This is a genomic window from Bacillus sp. BB51/4 (genome assembly GCF_008368845.1).
GTDB lineage: Bacteria > Bacillota > Bacilli > Bacillales > Bacillaceae_G > Bacillus_A > Bacillus_A wiedmannii.
On the sequence record NZ_QOSC01000023.1, the window covers coordinates 12,920 to 29,985 of the forward strand.

The window sequence follows — 17,066 nt, forward strand, 5'->3', positions numbered from 1 at the left end:
GTATTGCACTCCTTTCTATTTCATTTCCCTCTTCTGACTACTACTGAAACCAAAAATACTCTTTTTGTTCCTCTTGCTTTTCACGTTGATGTTTTTCAAGAATGTATAGCAAAGTGATAGTTATCGCATCCCTTGTTTCTTTTGAATAAAGACCTAGCTCATGGAAGATATGATAAGCTGGATGCTCATTCTCAAGCGAATTTACTACCTCTACCAAGTTCGCTTCACTCTCATACATTTTTTCCGTGAACTCAATAACTTTTTTCACATCTAGGTAATATAGGTTTTTATGCCGTTGATCCAGATACAAAATACTTCCTGCCAATAATTTTGTAGCGGATTCTATCCAATAATCATGTTGCTTTAATGGTTTAATTACAGTTTGAGCGATTGAAACTGCTTGCATCAATTCTTCAGACAACCAAGCACTCTTGCGCCGCATAACGTCTTCCCCAAGTTTCCCTAAATTTTTTATTTTACCGACGTAGATTTCTGACATCTCATATCATCTCCCTCTCGGTTTCTTATATCTTGCTCCCTATCAAAAAAACAACCGTCCAAATGGGCATTACGAGTATACATGCATTCCGACATCCAATAGCAAAGCCTAACGGATTTTCATCTACTTCACTAAAATGAGCTTCATACTCTTTCATATCACGATTGAGCTTTCTTACGGTTTCTTACTGCAAATACGGCTCCAATTAAGCCAAGTACGACACATGCAAGACCAATCCATTTTATGTATGGATTTTCGGCTTTACCGCCTGTTGTCGGAAGATACGTTTCGATTTTCTTTGGTGTTTGTTCTAGTTGTGGTTTCATAATAATCTGTTGTGGTGTCTCTAGTTGTGGAATAACAGGTTTTTCGGTTACTTTTGGTTGTTCCGGTACCTGTGATTGTGGTACTTCTGGTTTTTGTGGTTGTTCTGTAGGTGGTGTCGGTTTCTTCTGATCCTTCACCGTGTGCTTAATAATTTGACCATCCTCTTTAATTTCAAAAGAGAATATTTCTTCATTCAGTAGATATCCGTCTGGTGCGAACGTTTCTTTATACGTGTACTTTCCATATGGAATCTTGAATTTTGCAATGCCGTTTTCATCTGTTTTTCCTTTTGCAACTTCTTTTCCTTGCTCGTTAAAGATAGTAAATTCAGCGTTTGGAAGTTTATTGTTGCCATCCGCAATATCTACCTTACTAATCTCCAACTCTCCTATGATTCGCTTATTTTGCGCTGTTAGCATGATTGTCTTTCCTTGTTCCGAGATACTAAAAGGAATAGATTCTTTCGTTAAAACATAACCAGTTGGTGCTTGCTTCTCAATAAAAGAGTATGCTCCAAATGGTAAGTCCTTCACTTCAATCAACCCGTTTTTATCACTTTTGTGTTCACTAATTTTCTTCCCTTTACTATCTTGAAGAACGAACACCGCACCTTCTAATTTTTTATCTGGATTCTCTACATCTACTTTTAGAAGTTGCACGTTTCCTTTTACTTCTTTATTTTCGACTGTGAATGTTAGCGTTTTTCCTTGCTCTTTAATCTCGAATGGATATTTAGTTTGATTAAGAAGGTATCCTTCTACCCCTTTTATCTCAACAAAATAATACTTTCCATACGGAAGATCCTTTACTTGTGCAATCCCTTGCTCGTTTGTAGTTGTTTTTGTGATTTCTTTTCCCTCTGCTGTATACACTGTGAACTCTACTTTTGGAAGAGTTTTTCCGCTATCACTTAATTTCTTAATCTCAATGTTTCCTTTTACTTTTACGTTTTGTACTGTAATCGTAGCAACCTCGCCTGTTTTAACTTCAATCTGTTGTGGCTGCCCATTCAATACATAACCAGTAGGTGATTTTACCTCTTTAAGAGTATAAGTTCCAATTTCTAAACCAGAAAGGCTTGCTGAACCTTGCTCATTTGTAGTCATTGTGCCTAATTTTTCATTTGCACTGTTCATGACTTCAAATACTGCACCTTGTAGCAATTCTTTTTGTTCTCCCACTTTTACAACTTTCAATCCACCAAGGGATTTCCAGTTTACTTGTAGATCGGCACTCACTTTTTCCGCATTTTTTTCTAAAAGGACTGTTGCATCTTGGACCTTATCAGTTCCTTGATAAGCTACTGCCTGCAAATTAGAAAGATTAGATGTTACTTTTAAGGAAAAGTTACCTGTTTGAGAGGATTTCGGTATTAAAATACGGAATTGTTCTCCTAAATTGAATTGTTGTTTCGCTTCACCTTTTGTAGAAACAACTTTCGTTCCATTCGGTGCATTAGCTAGTTGAACTGTAAACACACCGCTCTTAGCGTTACTTTCAATTTGATACACTGTCGTTTCAAAGTACTCACCGTTTAACTTTGCTTCTTGATTGTCTGTTGGTGTTACATTCATGTACATGTCTTGTGTTTCCTGGCTTGCATTTGCACCATCAATAATGGTTTTTACGGCTTTTGCAACATTTCCATTGCGATGCTGAACCTCGCTAATGTCAATTTGACCTAACGCTGCCCAAACACTAAGCTGTGTCGCGTAATGCGCCTCTTTCCAGTCAGAAACTCCTAATTCTTCTGGACTCTTTTGCGGATATCCATTTAGAAGAACTCGGTATACAACATCATCTGTGCGCCCCATCTCTGGAAGGTCATTACCGTTGGGACTTAATTTTCCATAAGTTAAACAATACGCAATTTGCCCATTCGCATTCTTCAATAGTTCTGTCCGTAGGTCTTTCCCGTACATGGGACTAAAACTCCAATTCATTTCATATTTCTCACGATTAATGACTTCAGCACTCGTTTTCGTCAGTGGAAATACAAAATTCAAGACAATTAGAAGCATACTCGTGACTATGAGTAACGTTTGATACGATCGTTTCAACATACTAACAGCTCCCTCAAATGATATGCAGTTTTCATAGAACAAGAAACTAAATATTCAATCTATCGTTCGAAAAATTCACTTAAAATTATATTATTCAAAGTTTATCTTTAGATACTTTTTGCTTTACAATGTAAATACAAAGTTTTTTTAATCCCTATAGGATTTTTAACATTAGTTTACTCTAGTTTTGCTCGATAATATGTTGGAGTAAATAACTTTTCAATTGGTTCCATATAGTAATCAGCAATTTTTTGAGCACGTTGAGCAATTGTTCCTTTTCTACCGATTTCAATTTCTTGTAACACACTTTTAGGCACTCTCAAGTCACCTGCAACTTGCTTAATTGTCAATCCTTTGGCCTCACGTGTTGCTCTTATCGGAGTTAAAATTACTAAATTAGAACTATTATGCATTTTATCACCCCCCTATTTGCATTTTAAAACGCTTATAGCGTTTTGTCAATCCCGTAAGGATTAAAAAAATCCCAAACGGATTAGAAAGGTGAAGATTATGGAAAAAAGTAATTTTGGAACTAACCTAAAAAAGTTAAGGATATTTAAAAATATGGAGAGAAAAGAACTCGCAGAGTCTTTAAACGTAGCATATAGTACATTAACAAACTGGGAAAACGGTGTAAAAGAACCTGATTTAAAAAATTTTAAAAAGATCGCATCATATTTTGGTGTAAGTACAGATTATCTTTTAAATCATGAAATAGCTGATAATGAATTATTAAGAGAAGGAGAAAACAAACAACAATTAATCGCCAATTTCTCACAGAAACTATATGAGCAATACATGAGTATTCCAGACCAACATAAACCTAAAATTGAGGAAGAACTACTTGAGTATGTAAATTACTTAAGATTTAAAACAAGAGCGAATTCTGATTCAAATTGAGAGAGCGTACTTATGAAGACGCTCTCTCTTCTTCTAAGTACTCCCTATTAGTAAAAATCTCAGAGATATCGCTATAAATTACATACAAACTACTATCTTCATCATCGAATATTTTTTCAAACCATTCTTTATCAAATTTATTCATAAATTATTCCTCCTTCAACAATCTTACAGATGATTTATTTGTGAAAAACATCACTATAGTCCTATTTTTGGTTAACTAAAAAAAAAACGGACATCTCTAAAAAACACGAAAGACGCTACAAAAGTAGCGTCTAAAAGATAAAAATGATGTCTATATTATTTAATGTCCTCCAGGATCAGAAATCATATAATGCATTCGTTCTTTTGAATTAACAGGTTTATTGTCGTCAATACTGAAAAATAAAGTTGAAATACTTAAAAGACATATCATAGCAAACAATCTTTTTTTCATGCTATTTCACTCCTTCTTTTATTAAAGCATCTTTTACAAGTTGAACATAATATAAATTCCCATTTTTTTCGAATTTTTCCAAAGACTCTTTCATCAAATGTATATCATCCTTTATCTTTGAAAGGTAATATGATCTAATCGCAGTTAATTTACCTTCTTCTTGTAGTTTATGAAACATCTCAAGTCCTCTATTTTTATCTCCAAACTTACTTTCATAGTAAGCTAGTTCACCAATATCAATATAATCAAAATCAATCTCAACAAGGTTATATCCATATTCTATATATAAAAATGCTAAAGTCGTCTTAAAAGCAAAATACTTTTTACTATCCTTTGATACATCCGAATCCTCTAAAACTTTAATGGCTTCCTTTAAATATTTTTCGGCCTTCAAAATATTATAACCATTCCCTAGAATATAAGATTCTCCTAAACAGCATAATGCTGATGCTTTAATGATCGGAAAATCAAATTTCGATTCCAATATTTCTTTACATACATTCCTACAATTTTTAATATCATTTTCTAACAATTTAAGATATGCCGTTCTTTCCTTATACTGCATTTCCAAACAGATTTTAATAAACTCATTATCAACTTCCTTCAAATGGCTTTCTATTTTTGATGAAAATACAGTCATAGCTCTATAATTTGGGATGTCATACATTGCAAGTCCATATAATATGTTCAAAATCACTTGGCATTCTTGGTTATTAGAAAATTTTTTAGCATCTAACTCATCTAACAATTCTTGACCCGTTAATTTTCTATTATTTCTTTTATTATATAAATCATAGATACTTAAATATTTACTTATCTTTTTATAATTTTCTTTCCCATCCGAATCACCCAATTTTTCCTCTTGTATATTGCCCAACTTCTTATCAATAACTTTTTGCATAATGGAGTATTCACCAGTACACTGGCAATAGCCCAAAGCTTTTCGGATATTTAAATCTTTTTCACATAATAGAATAAATTCATTTATTTTTTGTTTTCTTTCATTTCTATTTTCATAGACCTTTTCAATAATAACTAAAAAGGATTCTAACTTCATTTCAGTTTTTCCAGTTAACCCGTCACAAAGTGCAGATTTACTTACTCCTGTTTCTTTTGCCAAACTTCGAATACTTAAGTTTTTAGCATTTATTACGTTGTATAATTCATTCATAAATTTTCTCAACATTTACTCCCCCTTATCAGCACACAAATAACATTATCGAAATTTTTTGAAAAATACTTATATGTGTTTCTAAGAAGTCTTTTTAACATAATATGTATATGAAGTGGGCGTAATCCCCTATTAATATAGATCATATATCCCGTTACTTATAACCAAATCTATACATGCATTCTATATTTATACTAGTTTAACATGACATTATTGATTTTCTGGTTTCTATTCAGATAACAAATGTTGAGAAAGTTTCTTCGAACAATATTAATTATTAAAACTCATATTCTGATGAGATTTTTGTTGTACTTTGTAAAAAAAATACTTTTAGGATAATATTAATCCTACTGGGATTGATATTTATGTAAAAAGGCTATAAAATATGTTTCAACAACAAATTTTATAAATGATAATTTAAATAAAAAAACCCACCGCATCATAATTTCCAATTGATCGACAGTTTGGCCGCTGAAATCAATTGGAAATTCCCGAATTGGTAAGGTTTTAATTTACTTTATATTGTATTTACTTCTTAATCAATCATAACATAAGGTGAATACAATGTGAATATAAAACCTCTGTTTTCCTGTTTATTTGTGGTGGGGAAATTAGGAGGTTTTTTCTGTGTTATTGCACAACTTTTTGCTCAGTCGAGCAAAAGCGGAACTAAGTCCCCACATCAATCATTTATCCAAAACTCCTGGGGCTATAAATCAATCAATTAAGAAAGTTACTACTTATATTGATAGTATTGTCCTAGAATGCGAAGGTGTTACCACAAAAGATTACCTTACCAAAAGAAAATATGAAGCTTTAGAAACAGTTTTATCGTACCTAGTACAAGAAGGATATTCCCAAGTAAGGCAAGATCATATCAGCAAAAAATCAGGTATTTCAAAACCTGTCATTAACTACGTGTTAACATGGCTGCAAGATCTGGGAGTATGCCAACAAATTAGAGTGCGAAGACACGGTAAGATTGCCCCTTCAATTTACATTTTAACCATACATAACAACTATTTAAAAATTATTGAATACTTCAAGATAAAATGGGCTGTAGCAATTGATGTATGCTCTACTTTCACTGAATTTCTAAGTAAAAAGCTCTTTAAGAAGACTGTTGTAGCCAATCACGAAGATATAAAGAATGATATACAAGTCTCGTCTAATTCTGTAGATATTTTCAGCGCAAACAAACAAGCAAAATCAAATACGTATTGTGAATTAAAAGAAAAGAATAACAGATCACAAGATTTAGACGACTATCTAAGTGAGGATCAGAGAAAGGCTTATTACTACATTTTAAGTCAAGAACTAAATCACCTTAGTGAAAAGGATGCATACACAATTGCTTTAAGGATGCCACCTTATATCGACCGCTATGCTAGATGGGATGTTGAAGAATGTGTGCAATGGTTCCAATACAATGAAGCTCAAAATAGCAATCCCGCACATTTTATAAAAATGTTTGGACAAAGATCTAAACAAAATTGGGAACGAAGAAATCATAACGCAATAGAAAAGAACTCTCTACATGGCACAAATAAAAAAAGAGAATTTGTTTTCTATAATTTCTTAGAAGAAAATAATTAAATTTAAAAAATCATACTAGTATGTAGCCTTGCTTAAAAATTTCAAATATAGCAAGGCTATTTGTCATATCCTCTTATAAAAAATCATAAACTTGTTATTTTTCGACACAAGAAACTTCAAAATACAAATCATTTTATAGAATCTTTTTATGAAGTTCCAGGCAATTTACATATGAGATTAACGGTAACTTATTTCTGGATAATTCGTCATTTACTATCGAATTAATTTTGAAATTTACTAAGAGAAAATCCCGAATAGCTTGTCAGAGTATGTTTAAAGGCATCATAATTTATTCTAATGTTTTTATTGGTTTTACTTTTTAAAACAAGATTTATTTAATATAGCATTCTGAAAATCTTTCTGTTTTGTCTAATTTTAGGGAATCCGATTAAACTTGCAAAATATATAAATAATTATTCAGATTCCTATTATTGGCTTCCCTAAAATCTGATGAAATTCTATTTGTTTCAAATTAAGCACATTAATATGCTCCCCTTCTTCCCCCACTTCTAATATCATTAGCAATTGAATGCATTCTGAAAAGATCGTCCATACTAATAAATGTGAACTCCTAAATAGAGATTTGTAAAATCATTTCGATCTAAGACTAAACACCTCTAATGCCCTGCAGATTTTGTAAAGGTCTAAGACACTCCCATAAGCCATTTTTGGCGAAGATTAAGCCGTTTTAGGAGCCAGGAATATTACTAGTAATATCTAGAATTATCCCTTTTGCCCCTCAATAAAGGACTTATAATTGTTATATATAAGAAACTCAAAATAATTATTTAAGATTTAAATAATACGTACCTTTTAAATCGAGAATTATTATTCACTAGTAAAACGCTACGTAAACGGATAGCGTTCAAATAGATTTCCTTATTAACTTTTCATGTATTTTAAATTAAAAGAATATTAACTAGATACTAATTCTATTAATGAAAGCTTTGATTCTTGCACATATATCTAGTAAAATTCTTATATTGGAAACAAACTTCTAATAATAAAATTTCAAGTAATTCTTTAATTATTGTATTATCTAATAAATATTCACTTATTTTCAAAGGTGAACGTTATGAAAACGGATAGCGTTTATAATTTAATTACCTCAATACTAGATACATAGACAAATCTAATACACAAGTATCTACACAGGATACCTTTTGAAAGTAATAAAAAATCTTACCTTGTAGCCCTATAAAGATTTCTATTTTTAGAGGAATGATCCTCCTAATAAAGAAAGAATATCTAACACACAAATAATGGAGGTGTGAAATTTGGAATATGGATATTTTGCACAAGAAGTAGCAAAGCAACTAGATATTAATACTAATACACTTCGTAGATGGTCAATTGAACTAGAAAAAATGGAGTACATATTTGAAAGAAATGAACGTAACCAACGAATTTATTATGAAAATGATATAGATATTTTAAAACAAATGAAGGAATACCTAAATCAAAACTGGAAATTAGAAGAGGCCGCTACACGAAGCATGGATATAGTCGGAGAAAACGCTGAAAAAACGGATAGCGTTCAAGAAGAACCTGATACTGAAGTAACACTTCAGAAACGTTCAGAAACGGATATTTCAATAATTCAAGATAAGTTTTCCTATATGTTTAACCAACAAGAAAAAATTGTACAACAAAACCAAGATATTATTAATTTACTATTACAGGAACGCTCAGAAAAGGAAGAAAAAGATTTACAAATTCAGTTACTACAAGAAAAACTGGATAAAACAATTCAATTGTTAAATGAAGATCGCCAAGAGCAACAAGATAACACTAAGAAAACGTTCATTCAACGTTTGTTCAATCGAAACTAATTCGGATATGCATTTTCTATCAAATACATATCCAAATTAGTAAAAAAATAAAAAAAGCGGTAATTTCCGCTTTTTTTATTTTTTTTACTCATCTTCACAATGCTGAGTGTACATTTTTCAAAAGGAGTTCCTCTTATATCTTTTTTTTATAGCTATTTAACTTTGAAAGTAAAACATTTTTTTATAATATACATCTAACTAACACTCATCAAACGTTCATATAGCTATACATTTTTACTTAGCTTCATACATACCGCCTTTGTACATTGAAGAGAAGGTAAAGTGATTTAATTTATAATATTATTAATTGAAAAAACCTCAAGAATTCCTGTCTTTTATCATTCTTATCCAAAATACTTTTCTAAATTTAAACGAATCAAAAACATCTTAATCCCTTGATATCAAAAGGCCGAACGCGCCATGAACGCCTAGCGTTCATGCTAAATCCCAGTGTGTATATACTTAAATTCTATATAGTTGTTCCTCAACTCAAATTTTAATTCGATCTTGTATGAAATTTGAAGTATCGGTTGCAATTTTATTTCGTTTTAAGGAAATTCCAGCATGATCACAGCTATATACATATCTCTTTTGCCCTTCCTGTAAACTCCAAATATCCTCAGTATCGTTAATATCAACATATTCATCATACTTTGCAGAAATCAGCAAATTCTTTTATCGATTTTTGGGGAAGATTGACTAGGTTCTATAATTTCCCAACATTTTAATAAAGCTCCATGTTTTTGCAAGTCTTCTTTAATATTTTTACCAGATCGTGTCTTGCATATTGAGTGCGACATTCGATTGCATACAATAATGTTACTAATTAAAGCTTTCATTATCGCTAAATCATTGAGCTTTATGAACGCTATTAATAAATTTACATTATACAACCAAAGCAAGGATATCTTAACACCTTATGGTAATGGATTTAATAGCTTATTAACGCATAACGTTCACGTTTTGTAAAGCGTTAATTTAACGCTTTACAAGCGCTCATACTATATTTTTTCAATCTTGTTGTAATGAAATTATTTATTTAATAATTAAAAGATTATCTTCTATATTTTATTATTAAAATAGCTCTTTGTAACACTAGTTTTACAAAGAGCTAAGATATGTTGAAGAGAATTTACTATATTTAAATTTGGTTGTCATTAAGTACTAATCGTTATTATAGCGTTCAGTATATGTTGCAATGAATCTTTTAACCTTATATATAATGATCCAGCTTTAATATTAGCAACTAATATATGTAGTTATAGCTCAGATCTATCTTATCCAGACTTCATTGATATGCCGTCATAACTATATTAATTTGTAGATTAATTCTCGGGATGTTCCTTAAATTATGCTTATTTATTACAAATATAGAATGATAAATTCATTTGTATCATTTAAATAAAACTACAAGGGCAAAATAATGTCCCCCTAAATTTAACAAACAAAGCCTTCTTGATCATCAGCTTGTACATCTTTTATCAAACTTTATAAACTATTTTAGTATCAGTCGCATTTCTCTCAAAAAACTCATAAACGTTGATATAAAAAGGAAAGTCGCTACAAAAACGGACAGCGTTCACGTAATGTTAAACACTAAAATAACACTTCGATAACGTTTATACGGTAGAGAATTCAGATACATTCTCTAAAACATCTAATCCTCTTGAAAGTATTAAACTTTCAAATCCAACTACTTTATTTGCAAAAAATGAATTTCAACTTAAATAATTGAGTAGGATCATATACAAAATACTCACTCTAATCGATGCTTTCATTATTACTCTAGACCTAGAGAGCAATACCAAACTTTATTATGTAAACTGTGAACTCGCATTATATACATGGATCAAAGAAAGCAAAACGCCCTAAATTAGTTTACTCGCTCTATGGAATGACACCTACAATGAAACAGGAACAGGATTAACTTATAATTCTTGCTCTGCAGAGCTCACTCAACTAAAAAGGCAAACTGATACGGGAAGCAAGTTGTGGTTACCAAAATACAGACGTTAAAAATCTAAAACTTCGTGAGTGGGATTGCTCTTCTTGTAGCCCATCTCACGATAAAGATGTTAACGCAGGACCTAAATCTTAGAAACGAAGCTATTCGTCTCTTAATCGTAGGAATCTCCCACTTCAAACTTAAAGACATATCATAACAAAGTTACATTATACAACCGAAGCAAAGATATCTTAGCCTTATATATCGATACGATTTAGACATAATAATGCAATTTTAATACCAGCAACTAATTTATGTGTCGCTATAGCACAGATCTATATTATCCAGGTTTCATTGATATGTCGTTATAGATATATTAATTTACAGATTGATTCTTGGGATGTTCCTTAAAGCATGTTTATTCATTAAAATTATAGAATAAACAGCTCGTTTGTATCATTCGCATCCCCCTCAAAAAAACTTATAAACGTTGATATTAAAGGGATAATCGCTACAAAAACGGATAGCGTTCACGTAATGTTAAACACTAAAATAACACTTCGATAACGTTTGTGCTATTAGGGGATTCGGATACACCCTCTAAAACATCAAATTCTCTTAAGAATATTACAATTTAAACTTTTAAGTCTAACCTTAATCTCTAAAAATATATTAAAGGAATCCTATCAACGAATATAGAAAACTTCTCCAGGACCTATACAAATGAAGTACCAAACATACTATTAACTTAAAAAAGCAAATCTATCCAATACGCTGAAATAAAATATAAAATTAATATAAAATTAATATCTATTATATATTCATTTTATATTTATCGGGTGGCATTCCTAACACACCAACTCACGAAACAACATTAACTCTATTAATATTTAAAATATATCAAAAATATATTTATTTTATATTTTATTGATATCAATTCCTTCTGAACTCTTGATTTCATTCTGATTTTAAGTTATAATATAGTTAATAAATATAAATAAGAAATAAAAATTATAGAGGTGATGTATAATGACAGATTTAAAAGGGAAGAATCTTCATATAGACATTGAAGGTGATATTGGAAACGATTCTTTTAAAGGTTACATCAATGGTGAATACATAAAAATGAAAAACGTATATCAAAGCGTTTACTCAATGCCCAATGTAACTGAAACAAACACACAAAAAAATGTAATCAATTTAGTAGACAACATGTTTGTAAATATTGCTAGTAAATCAATTAGAAGATCCGGGATGTATTTTATTGGTAATCGAGCGATGCTAACAGGGAAGAACCCAAAAAACATGAACATTAAAGTAGGCCAAAAATATAATGATGATTTACCTCTAATTAATATGCTAGGACTAATTGCAAATAAATCAGTTCAGCTTGAGTGGGAAAGAACTGAACAACTACCACAATCAATTAATGTGACTGTTGATCTTATTTCAGCTATTCCAGCAAGCCAATGGACACCTGTAAATGCTAAGCACCTAGAGCAACGTTTTACTAATTCAAATCATGTTGTAGTTGTTTATGTAGGGGAAGAACAAGTAACGGTCAGTTTAGCATTTAACAGTGCAAACATTACTCAAGAAGGTGTTCCTCCTTTATATGCAATCCTTGAAGGCGAAGAAGATATGTTTAGTGATTTCATTAAACTATATAAAGACAAACTTGAGGTAGAGACTGTAAAAAAATCATTCTTTAAGAACAAAAAAATCTTGCATAGTGACATTGGAGATGGAACAACTGAGTATATATACACAGTTGGCGTAAATCCAGTAATTGATGCTTGTAGTGGAGAAAGACGTGGAGTTGGGCACGCTACAGAAGAAGCTGTTAAGCTATTAAACCAAGAGCGTGGAACAAACATTAAACGCCAACAATTTTCACAAATCCTTCAAGATCCAGACCATAAATATCATGAAGAAGCAACTGGGTACTTTAATATCACAAAAGTGGAACAGGCTGAACTTATCTTAGAAGATACAGGTGAAAAATATGTAAGTAACACAGCTAGTGAAGCTGAAATTTTATGTGTATATGGTGGGGGAAGTGTTACTTTTAAAGATGAATTATATGAACAATTATTAGAGTACTGTGAGCGAGTGGGTATGTACTTATTATGGATTCCAGAAAAATATGCTGTAGATATGAATGCTAGAGGGATGCAAGTAATCAAGAAAATTCTTACTCGAAAAAAGGTGAGATAATATGTCTGACAAGAAAAGAGAATCTTTCTTTTGGAATCTCAAAAAAATTGAGAACGAGGAATTCTTTAAATGGTTTGAATCTCAAGGGAATATAGCAGATTCATTATATAAACTTGTCTGTTACTTTATTGATAAACATGGCTTACAAGATGTTGGTGATTATAAGATTCAACAACAAATGCAAAGAGAAATCTTACTTCAAGATAAAGATTTTTTAAATGAGGTTAAACGGTTCCTATTGAATGATTCAAATCTCATTATCAAAAATGAAGACCCAAGCATCCATAATGAGAGAAAATCTCCTAATGAAGAAATTGAGACTTCTGAAGAGCAATCCGATAATGAAGATGTAAAAAAAGAAGACGTTTCTAAATCTGAAACAAAAACTTTGAATGATGAATATGAGGATCTTGATACAGCAAGTTTATTTGGCAATTAGTATATAAATACTCTAAAAAAAAGAGTCCTAGAAATAGGACTCTTTTTTTTACTAATTTTTAGCTTTAACTTACATTTTATCGATGATGATTTGTCTTTTATACCATTGGTTTAATTTGCTTCTCGCCGTACTAGAGAGACGCTTTGTTTTTTTATTATAAAATCTAGAAAGAGTAGGCTGTGATATACCTATCTCTATTGATAGTTCTCGCATAGTTATATTCTTCTTCATATGAATAAACTCTATTTTCTCCCTGATAAGTTGTTCATTTTCATTCGTATCTAATGGTTTTTCTACAATTTTTACTGGATGACTTTCCTCATCTATTGTATCAATTGTTTTCTTTTTCGCTAAGTTTTCCATTGAACTAATTAGTTCTTTGGGTGGCAATATTACTATTCCTAACTGTGAATAATAATTTTTAAACCAATTCTTCTTTGTCAGTTTTTCTTCTTCTAAAGCATTATGATATTCCCAATGAGAAATTACTTCTTCTTTTTCTAAATCACTAAGAACATTTTCTAATTGTTCGCGGATACGGTTAGGTTTTTGTTTTTGATTTATACCCATAACTGCTAACAAACCTTTATCTCCACCTATAGAATAAGGTCTTTGTAAGCTAGAAAACATTTGACGTATTCTCCATTGCCATGTCAAATATCGAATTAATCTTTTATGATATTTGTGTCTATAACTATTATATTCAAGTGCCTTTTTTGATAATAATGCTGTAGTACTATTAGATCCATATAGATATCCGGATAAGAAACTTCCCGGTTTGATTCGACACGATTCTATCCCCATGTATTCGTTTGTGTTTTTATCTCTCCATAGAACTACGGAATCTAATACAAATAGTCTTTTAATTACCTCGCGTTTTACTTCATAATGCTTACCTGTTTCAGCGCGATCATTTAATACGACTACTTCATTGTCATCATTTAGATATATAAAAATACTCGCTAGGGCCGCAATCCGCTTCGCAACTTTAATTTTATCTTCTACCCTATAATATTCGACACCATTTGCCTTAGCCTTTGAAATACTGCACATTTCTAAAACTTGTTCATATGAAAAATCAATAAATTCATCAGGCGATTTTGCTTCATTCAACCATTGAATCGTGATGGTATCTAAACAATCTGCAGTTAGATCATCCATATTACTCATTACACCATCTACTAATGTATTCCATCTTGCTGTCTCTTCAATGTTCGTTAACTTTAGATCTTCATCTTTATGAGAGGAAAGCTGTGCCACTCCATTACTATCCTTTGTTTCAATAGGATAAGATTTTAACCGTGTGTTTTCATCTTCCTCAAATTGATTTTTAGCTATTCCATCTCTTAACTTATAATAGACCGCGGAGTTATTTACTTCTACATAGTTTTCATTCAATATGTTCGCATCTGATTCACTTGTTGCTGTATGCACTATAGTACTAGCTGTCTGATTTTTACGAAACTCTTGTTCAATAAAGACACCTATGGTCTCATGAATAATTAATCTGTAAGCATCTATATTTTTAAATATATCTAGAGGAGAAACACCTTTTCTTTGTTGTTGCTCTAACCACTGTACAAGCATTGAAAATGATGGAGAAAGGTATTCTGAAGTCACAATTTTACTATTATCTGCTTCAACATCAACATAATAGGAAACCCATTTATGCCACAATTGCTCATCTTGTTTATACAGTTGTTCAGTTATTGATAGTGCGTCTCTAAACAATTGTAGAACGTCTTCCATTTAAATTCGGCTCCTTATATACATTTAGTTATTATTGATCTTAACTTGAAAATAATTAGCTATATGATGTTCCTTTTTATAAAACTAGAAATAAAGTCAGAATATTCAATTCTTTTATTTCACCCTTAACATGTTAAGGGCTCTAGTTTGCATACTTATAGCACACTCTGTAACTGATTATACAAGACTGAATCGATTTGTAAAATCCAAATAGCAATTATACAAGTACTTATACAATAACCTATCTTTCACCCATTAGCTCTTTTTCTATTAGATTTTTAGTAATATTATTTATAAACATAAAAACTATCATACGTTATATATAGATAATTGGATTTAAATGCCGATACAAAGCATAATTTATCGAATTTACCGAAAGAATTCTCCTTCCTCAAGCGTGTGAAGGGCGATAGCCCAACGGTAGGTGGGAGATGAATTTCGGTTTGGCATAGCCAAAAACGTTTGATAAACTAGCTATATGAAGTTCTTTGATAACTTGATATATGAGGTTACAGGAAGAAAATAGAGTGCGAAAACCAAGCCATTCGGTTCCTGCGTAAAATATCAACCGTACCAAAAGAGCATCCAAGCGTTGGACATCTAGGGGTGGAACACCCCGAAGTAACGCTCAGGGAGACGAAAGGTTACTTTCGTCGTGGAACTGAGAAGCTCCCACTTCAAGCTTAGCTAAGTGGCGAGTAGTTCACAATATCTTATCCTTCTTAAACAAACACCATACATTTTCATAGCAAAGGAATGCAAGTATACTGATCTATACTGCATTCCTTTATTGTAATTGTATGTCCACTATATTTTTATTCTTCCTTTTCTAAAATTAAAAAACTAACATCCAAATTTCTTATTTTTCACCTCTTTCTGGATCCACTCCATTGTAATAAAAACTCTTCATTAAATGTCCAAACTATTAGCTATCCCCCCTAAACAACAATAATTTTTAAAATAGAAGTTCCAACTGTTATAAAAAACAAAGAAAGAGTGGAAAAGCAATACACAAACGTGTAAATCACATGGAGTAAACCGATAAAAAGAATGAAAATTCTGATAATTTATTCGCTAAGGGTTTTCGTTTACTCTTTCTTTGTTATTATGAGTTTAACATTAAAAATAGCATAAATCAACAAAAAAAACAAAAAATTCTTATATTTTCGACATTTTATTCACCTCGCTCTAATTTCACCTTAAAAACATAGTTACAGTAGCTTTAAAATAAAGTTTAATCGAAATAATACAAATAACCTTAATAAACGAGCAAAAGAAAAGAGCGTATTTTAAAAAAAATCGTGACTTTATTTCAAATCCACACTCTCTCTAAAGCACCTCTTACATTTAAAAGAGAAGTGAAAGTAAAAAAATGTAAGGATTAAAATATTAATGTTACTTCGAACACCCCAAATTCATCAAAATGAAAATTTATAGCCATATCATTCCCCTTTCCATCAAAACATGAAACAAAAATGATATTATGTAACTCTTTTTACTAACTCGAAATTTTTTTCTAAAAGTGCTTAAAGCTTGATATATAAGCTTTTCTACTACACCTATACTATTAGTTATGAAAATTTATAGCTATATGATGTCCCTTTTTTTTAGATGAAAAACCCCTTAAACCTTTTTATATTAAGGCTTTACATGTTTATAACCCTATTTTCATGTATTTATGCAACATGAAAATCCATAGCTGTATGATGTCCCCTTTTTTACCCAAACATGAAAACTCTCCTAGCCACTTCATGTTCCTTTTGTAATTATAAAATTACAGATAAACCGCATTAATATCACTGTTTAAAAGGGTTTATCTGTTTAATTCACAATTATAAACATGAAAATCCATAGCCATATCATGTCCCTTTTATTTTTTTGAAAATCGATAT

12 protein-coding genes are annotated in these 17,066 nt (G+C 31.1%); 5 read left to right on the forward strand and 7 right to left on the reverse strand.

Annotation, left to right across the window (positions count from 1 at the left end):
• Positions 1 to 40: 40 nt before the first annotated feature.
• The 3 genes from DN392_RS26620 to DN392_RS26630 all read right to left on the reverse strand — a co-directional run bounded on the left by DN392_RS26620 (position 41) and on the right by DN392_RS26630 (position 3,302).
• Positions 41 to 499: a type IV secretory system conjugative DNA transfer family protein gene (locus DN392_RS26620; RefSeq protein ID WP_149238122.1), complete on the reverse strand. Its 459-nt coding sequence runs from the start codon at positions 497 to 499 to the stop codon at positions 41 to 43.
• Between the two features lie 158 nt (positions 500 to 657).
• A complete protein-coding gene (locus DN392_RS26625; RefSeq protein WP_149238123.1) occupies positions 658 to 2,889 on the reverse strand; it encodes a SpaA isopeptide-forming pilin-related protein in 2,232 nt (743 codons plus the stop codon).
• 176 nt (positions 2,890 to 3,065) lie between these two features.
• A complete protein-coding gene (locus tag DN392_RS26630; protein ID WP_149238124.1) occupies positions 3,066 to 3,302 on the reverse strand; it encodes a helix-turn-helix domain-containing protein in 237 nt (78 codons plus the stop codon).
• A 97-nt stretch (positions 3,303 to 3,399) separates the two neighbouring features.
• Here DN392_RS26630 and DN392_RS26635 point away from each other — a divergent pair, with 97 nt between their 5' ends.
• On the forward strand, positions 3,400 to 3,789 hold the full coding sequence (locus DN392_RS26635; protein WP_149238125.1) for a helix-turn-helix domain-containing protein: 390 nt from the start codon (positions 3,400 to 3,402) through the stop codon (positions 3,787 to 3,789).
• Positions 3,790 to 3,799: 10 nt separating this feature from the next.
• Here DN392_RS26635 and DN392_RS30990 read toward each other — a convergent pair whose 3' ends face one another.
• From DN392_RS30990 to DN392_RS26640, 3 genes are all read right to left on the reverse strand, one after another.
• Positions 3,800 to 3,934 carry a hypothetical protein gene (locus DN392_RS30990; protein ID WP_255448089.1) on the reverse strand — a complete coding sequence of 45 codons (135 nt, stop codon included), beginning with the start codon at positions 3,932 to 3,934 and terminating at the stop codon, positions 3,800 to 3,802.
• Between the two features lie 159 nt (positions 3,935 to 4,093).
• Complete coding sequence (locus DN392_RS30995) at positions 4,094 to 4,225, reverse strand: hypothetical protein (protein ID WP_255448090.1); 132 nt, start codon at positions 4,223 to 4,225, stop codon at positions 4,094 to 4,096.
• Position 4,226: 1 nt separating this feature from the next.
• Positions 4,227 to 5,408, reverse strand: a complete 1,182-nt coding sequence (locus tag DN392_RS26640) for an AimR family lysis-lysogeny pheromone receptor (protein ID WP_149238126.1) — start codon at positions 5,406 to 5,408, stop codon at positions 4,227 to 4,229.
• A gap of 615 nt (positions 5,409 to 6,023) precedes the next feature.
• Between DN392_RS26640 and DN392_RS26645 the strand changes: the two genes are divergently transcribed.
• From DN392_RS26645 to DN392_RS26665, 4 genes are all read left to right on the forward strand, one after another.
• Positions 6,024 to 6,992, forward strand: coding sequence for a Replicase RepFR55 (locus tag DN392_RS26645; RefSeq protein WP_149238127.1), 969 nt, complete (start codon positions 6,024 to 6,026; stop codon positions 6,990 to 6,992).
• A gap of 1,277 nt (positions 6,993 to 8,269) precedes the next feature.
• Entirely contained in the window at positions 8,270 to 8,824 is a 555-nt protein-coding gene (locus DN392_RS26650) for a MerR family transcriptional regulator (protein WP_000455687.1), read from the forward strand.
• Between the two features lie 2,974 nt (positions 8,825 to 11,798).
• Positions 11,799 to 12,986: a ParM/StbA family protein gene (locus DN392_RS26660; RefSeq protein WP_000130744.1), complete on the forward strand. Its 1,188-nt coding sequence runs from the start codon at positions 11,799 to 11,801 to the stop codon at positions 12,984 to 12,986.
• Between the two features lies 1 nt (position 12,987).
• Complete coding sequence (locus tag DN392_RS26665; protein ID WP_001280890.1) at positions 12,988 to 13,425, forward strand: hypothetical protein; 438 nt, start codon at positions 12,988 to 12,990, stop codon at positions 13,423 to 13,425.
• Positions 13,426 to 13,494: 69 nt separating this feature from the next.
• Here the strand turns inward: DN392_RS26665 and DN392_RS26670 are convergent, their stop codons facing one another.
• Positions 13,495 to 15,174 (reverse strand): helix-turn-helix domain-containing protein, encoded by a 1,680-nt coding sequence (locus DN392_RS26670; protein WP_002130460.1) that lies wholly within the window; start codon positions 15,172 to 15,174, stop codon positions 13,495 to 13,497.
• Positions 15,175 to 17,066: the final 1,892 nt, after the last annotated feature.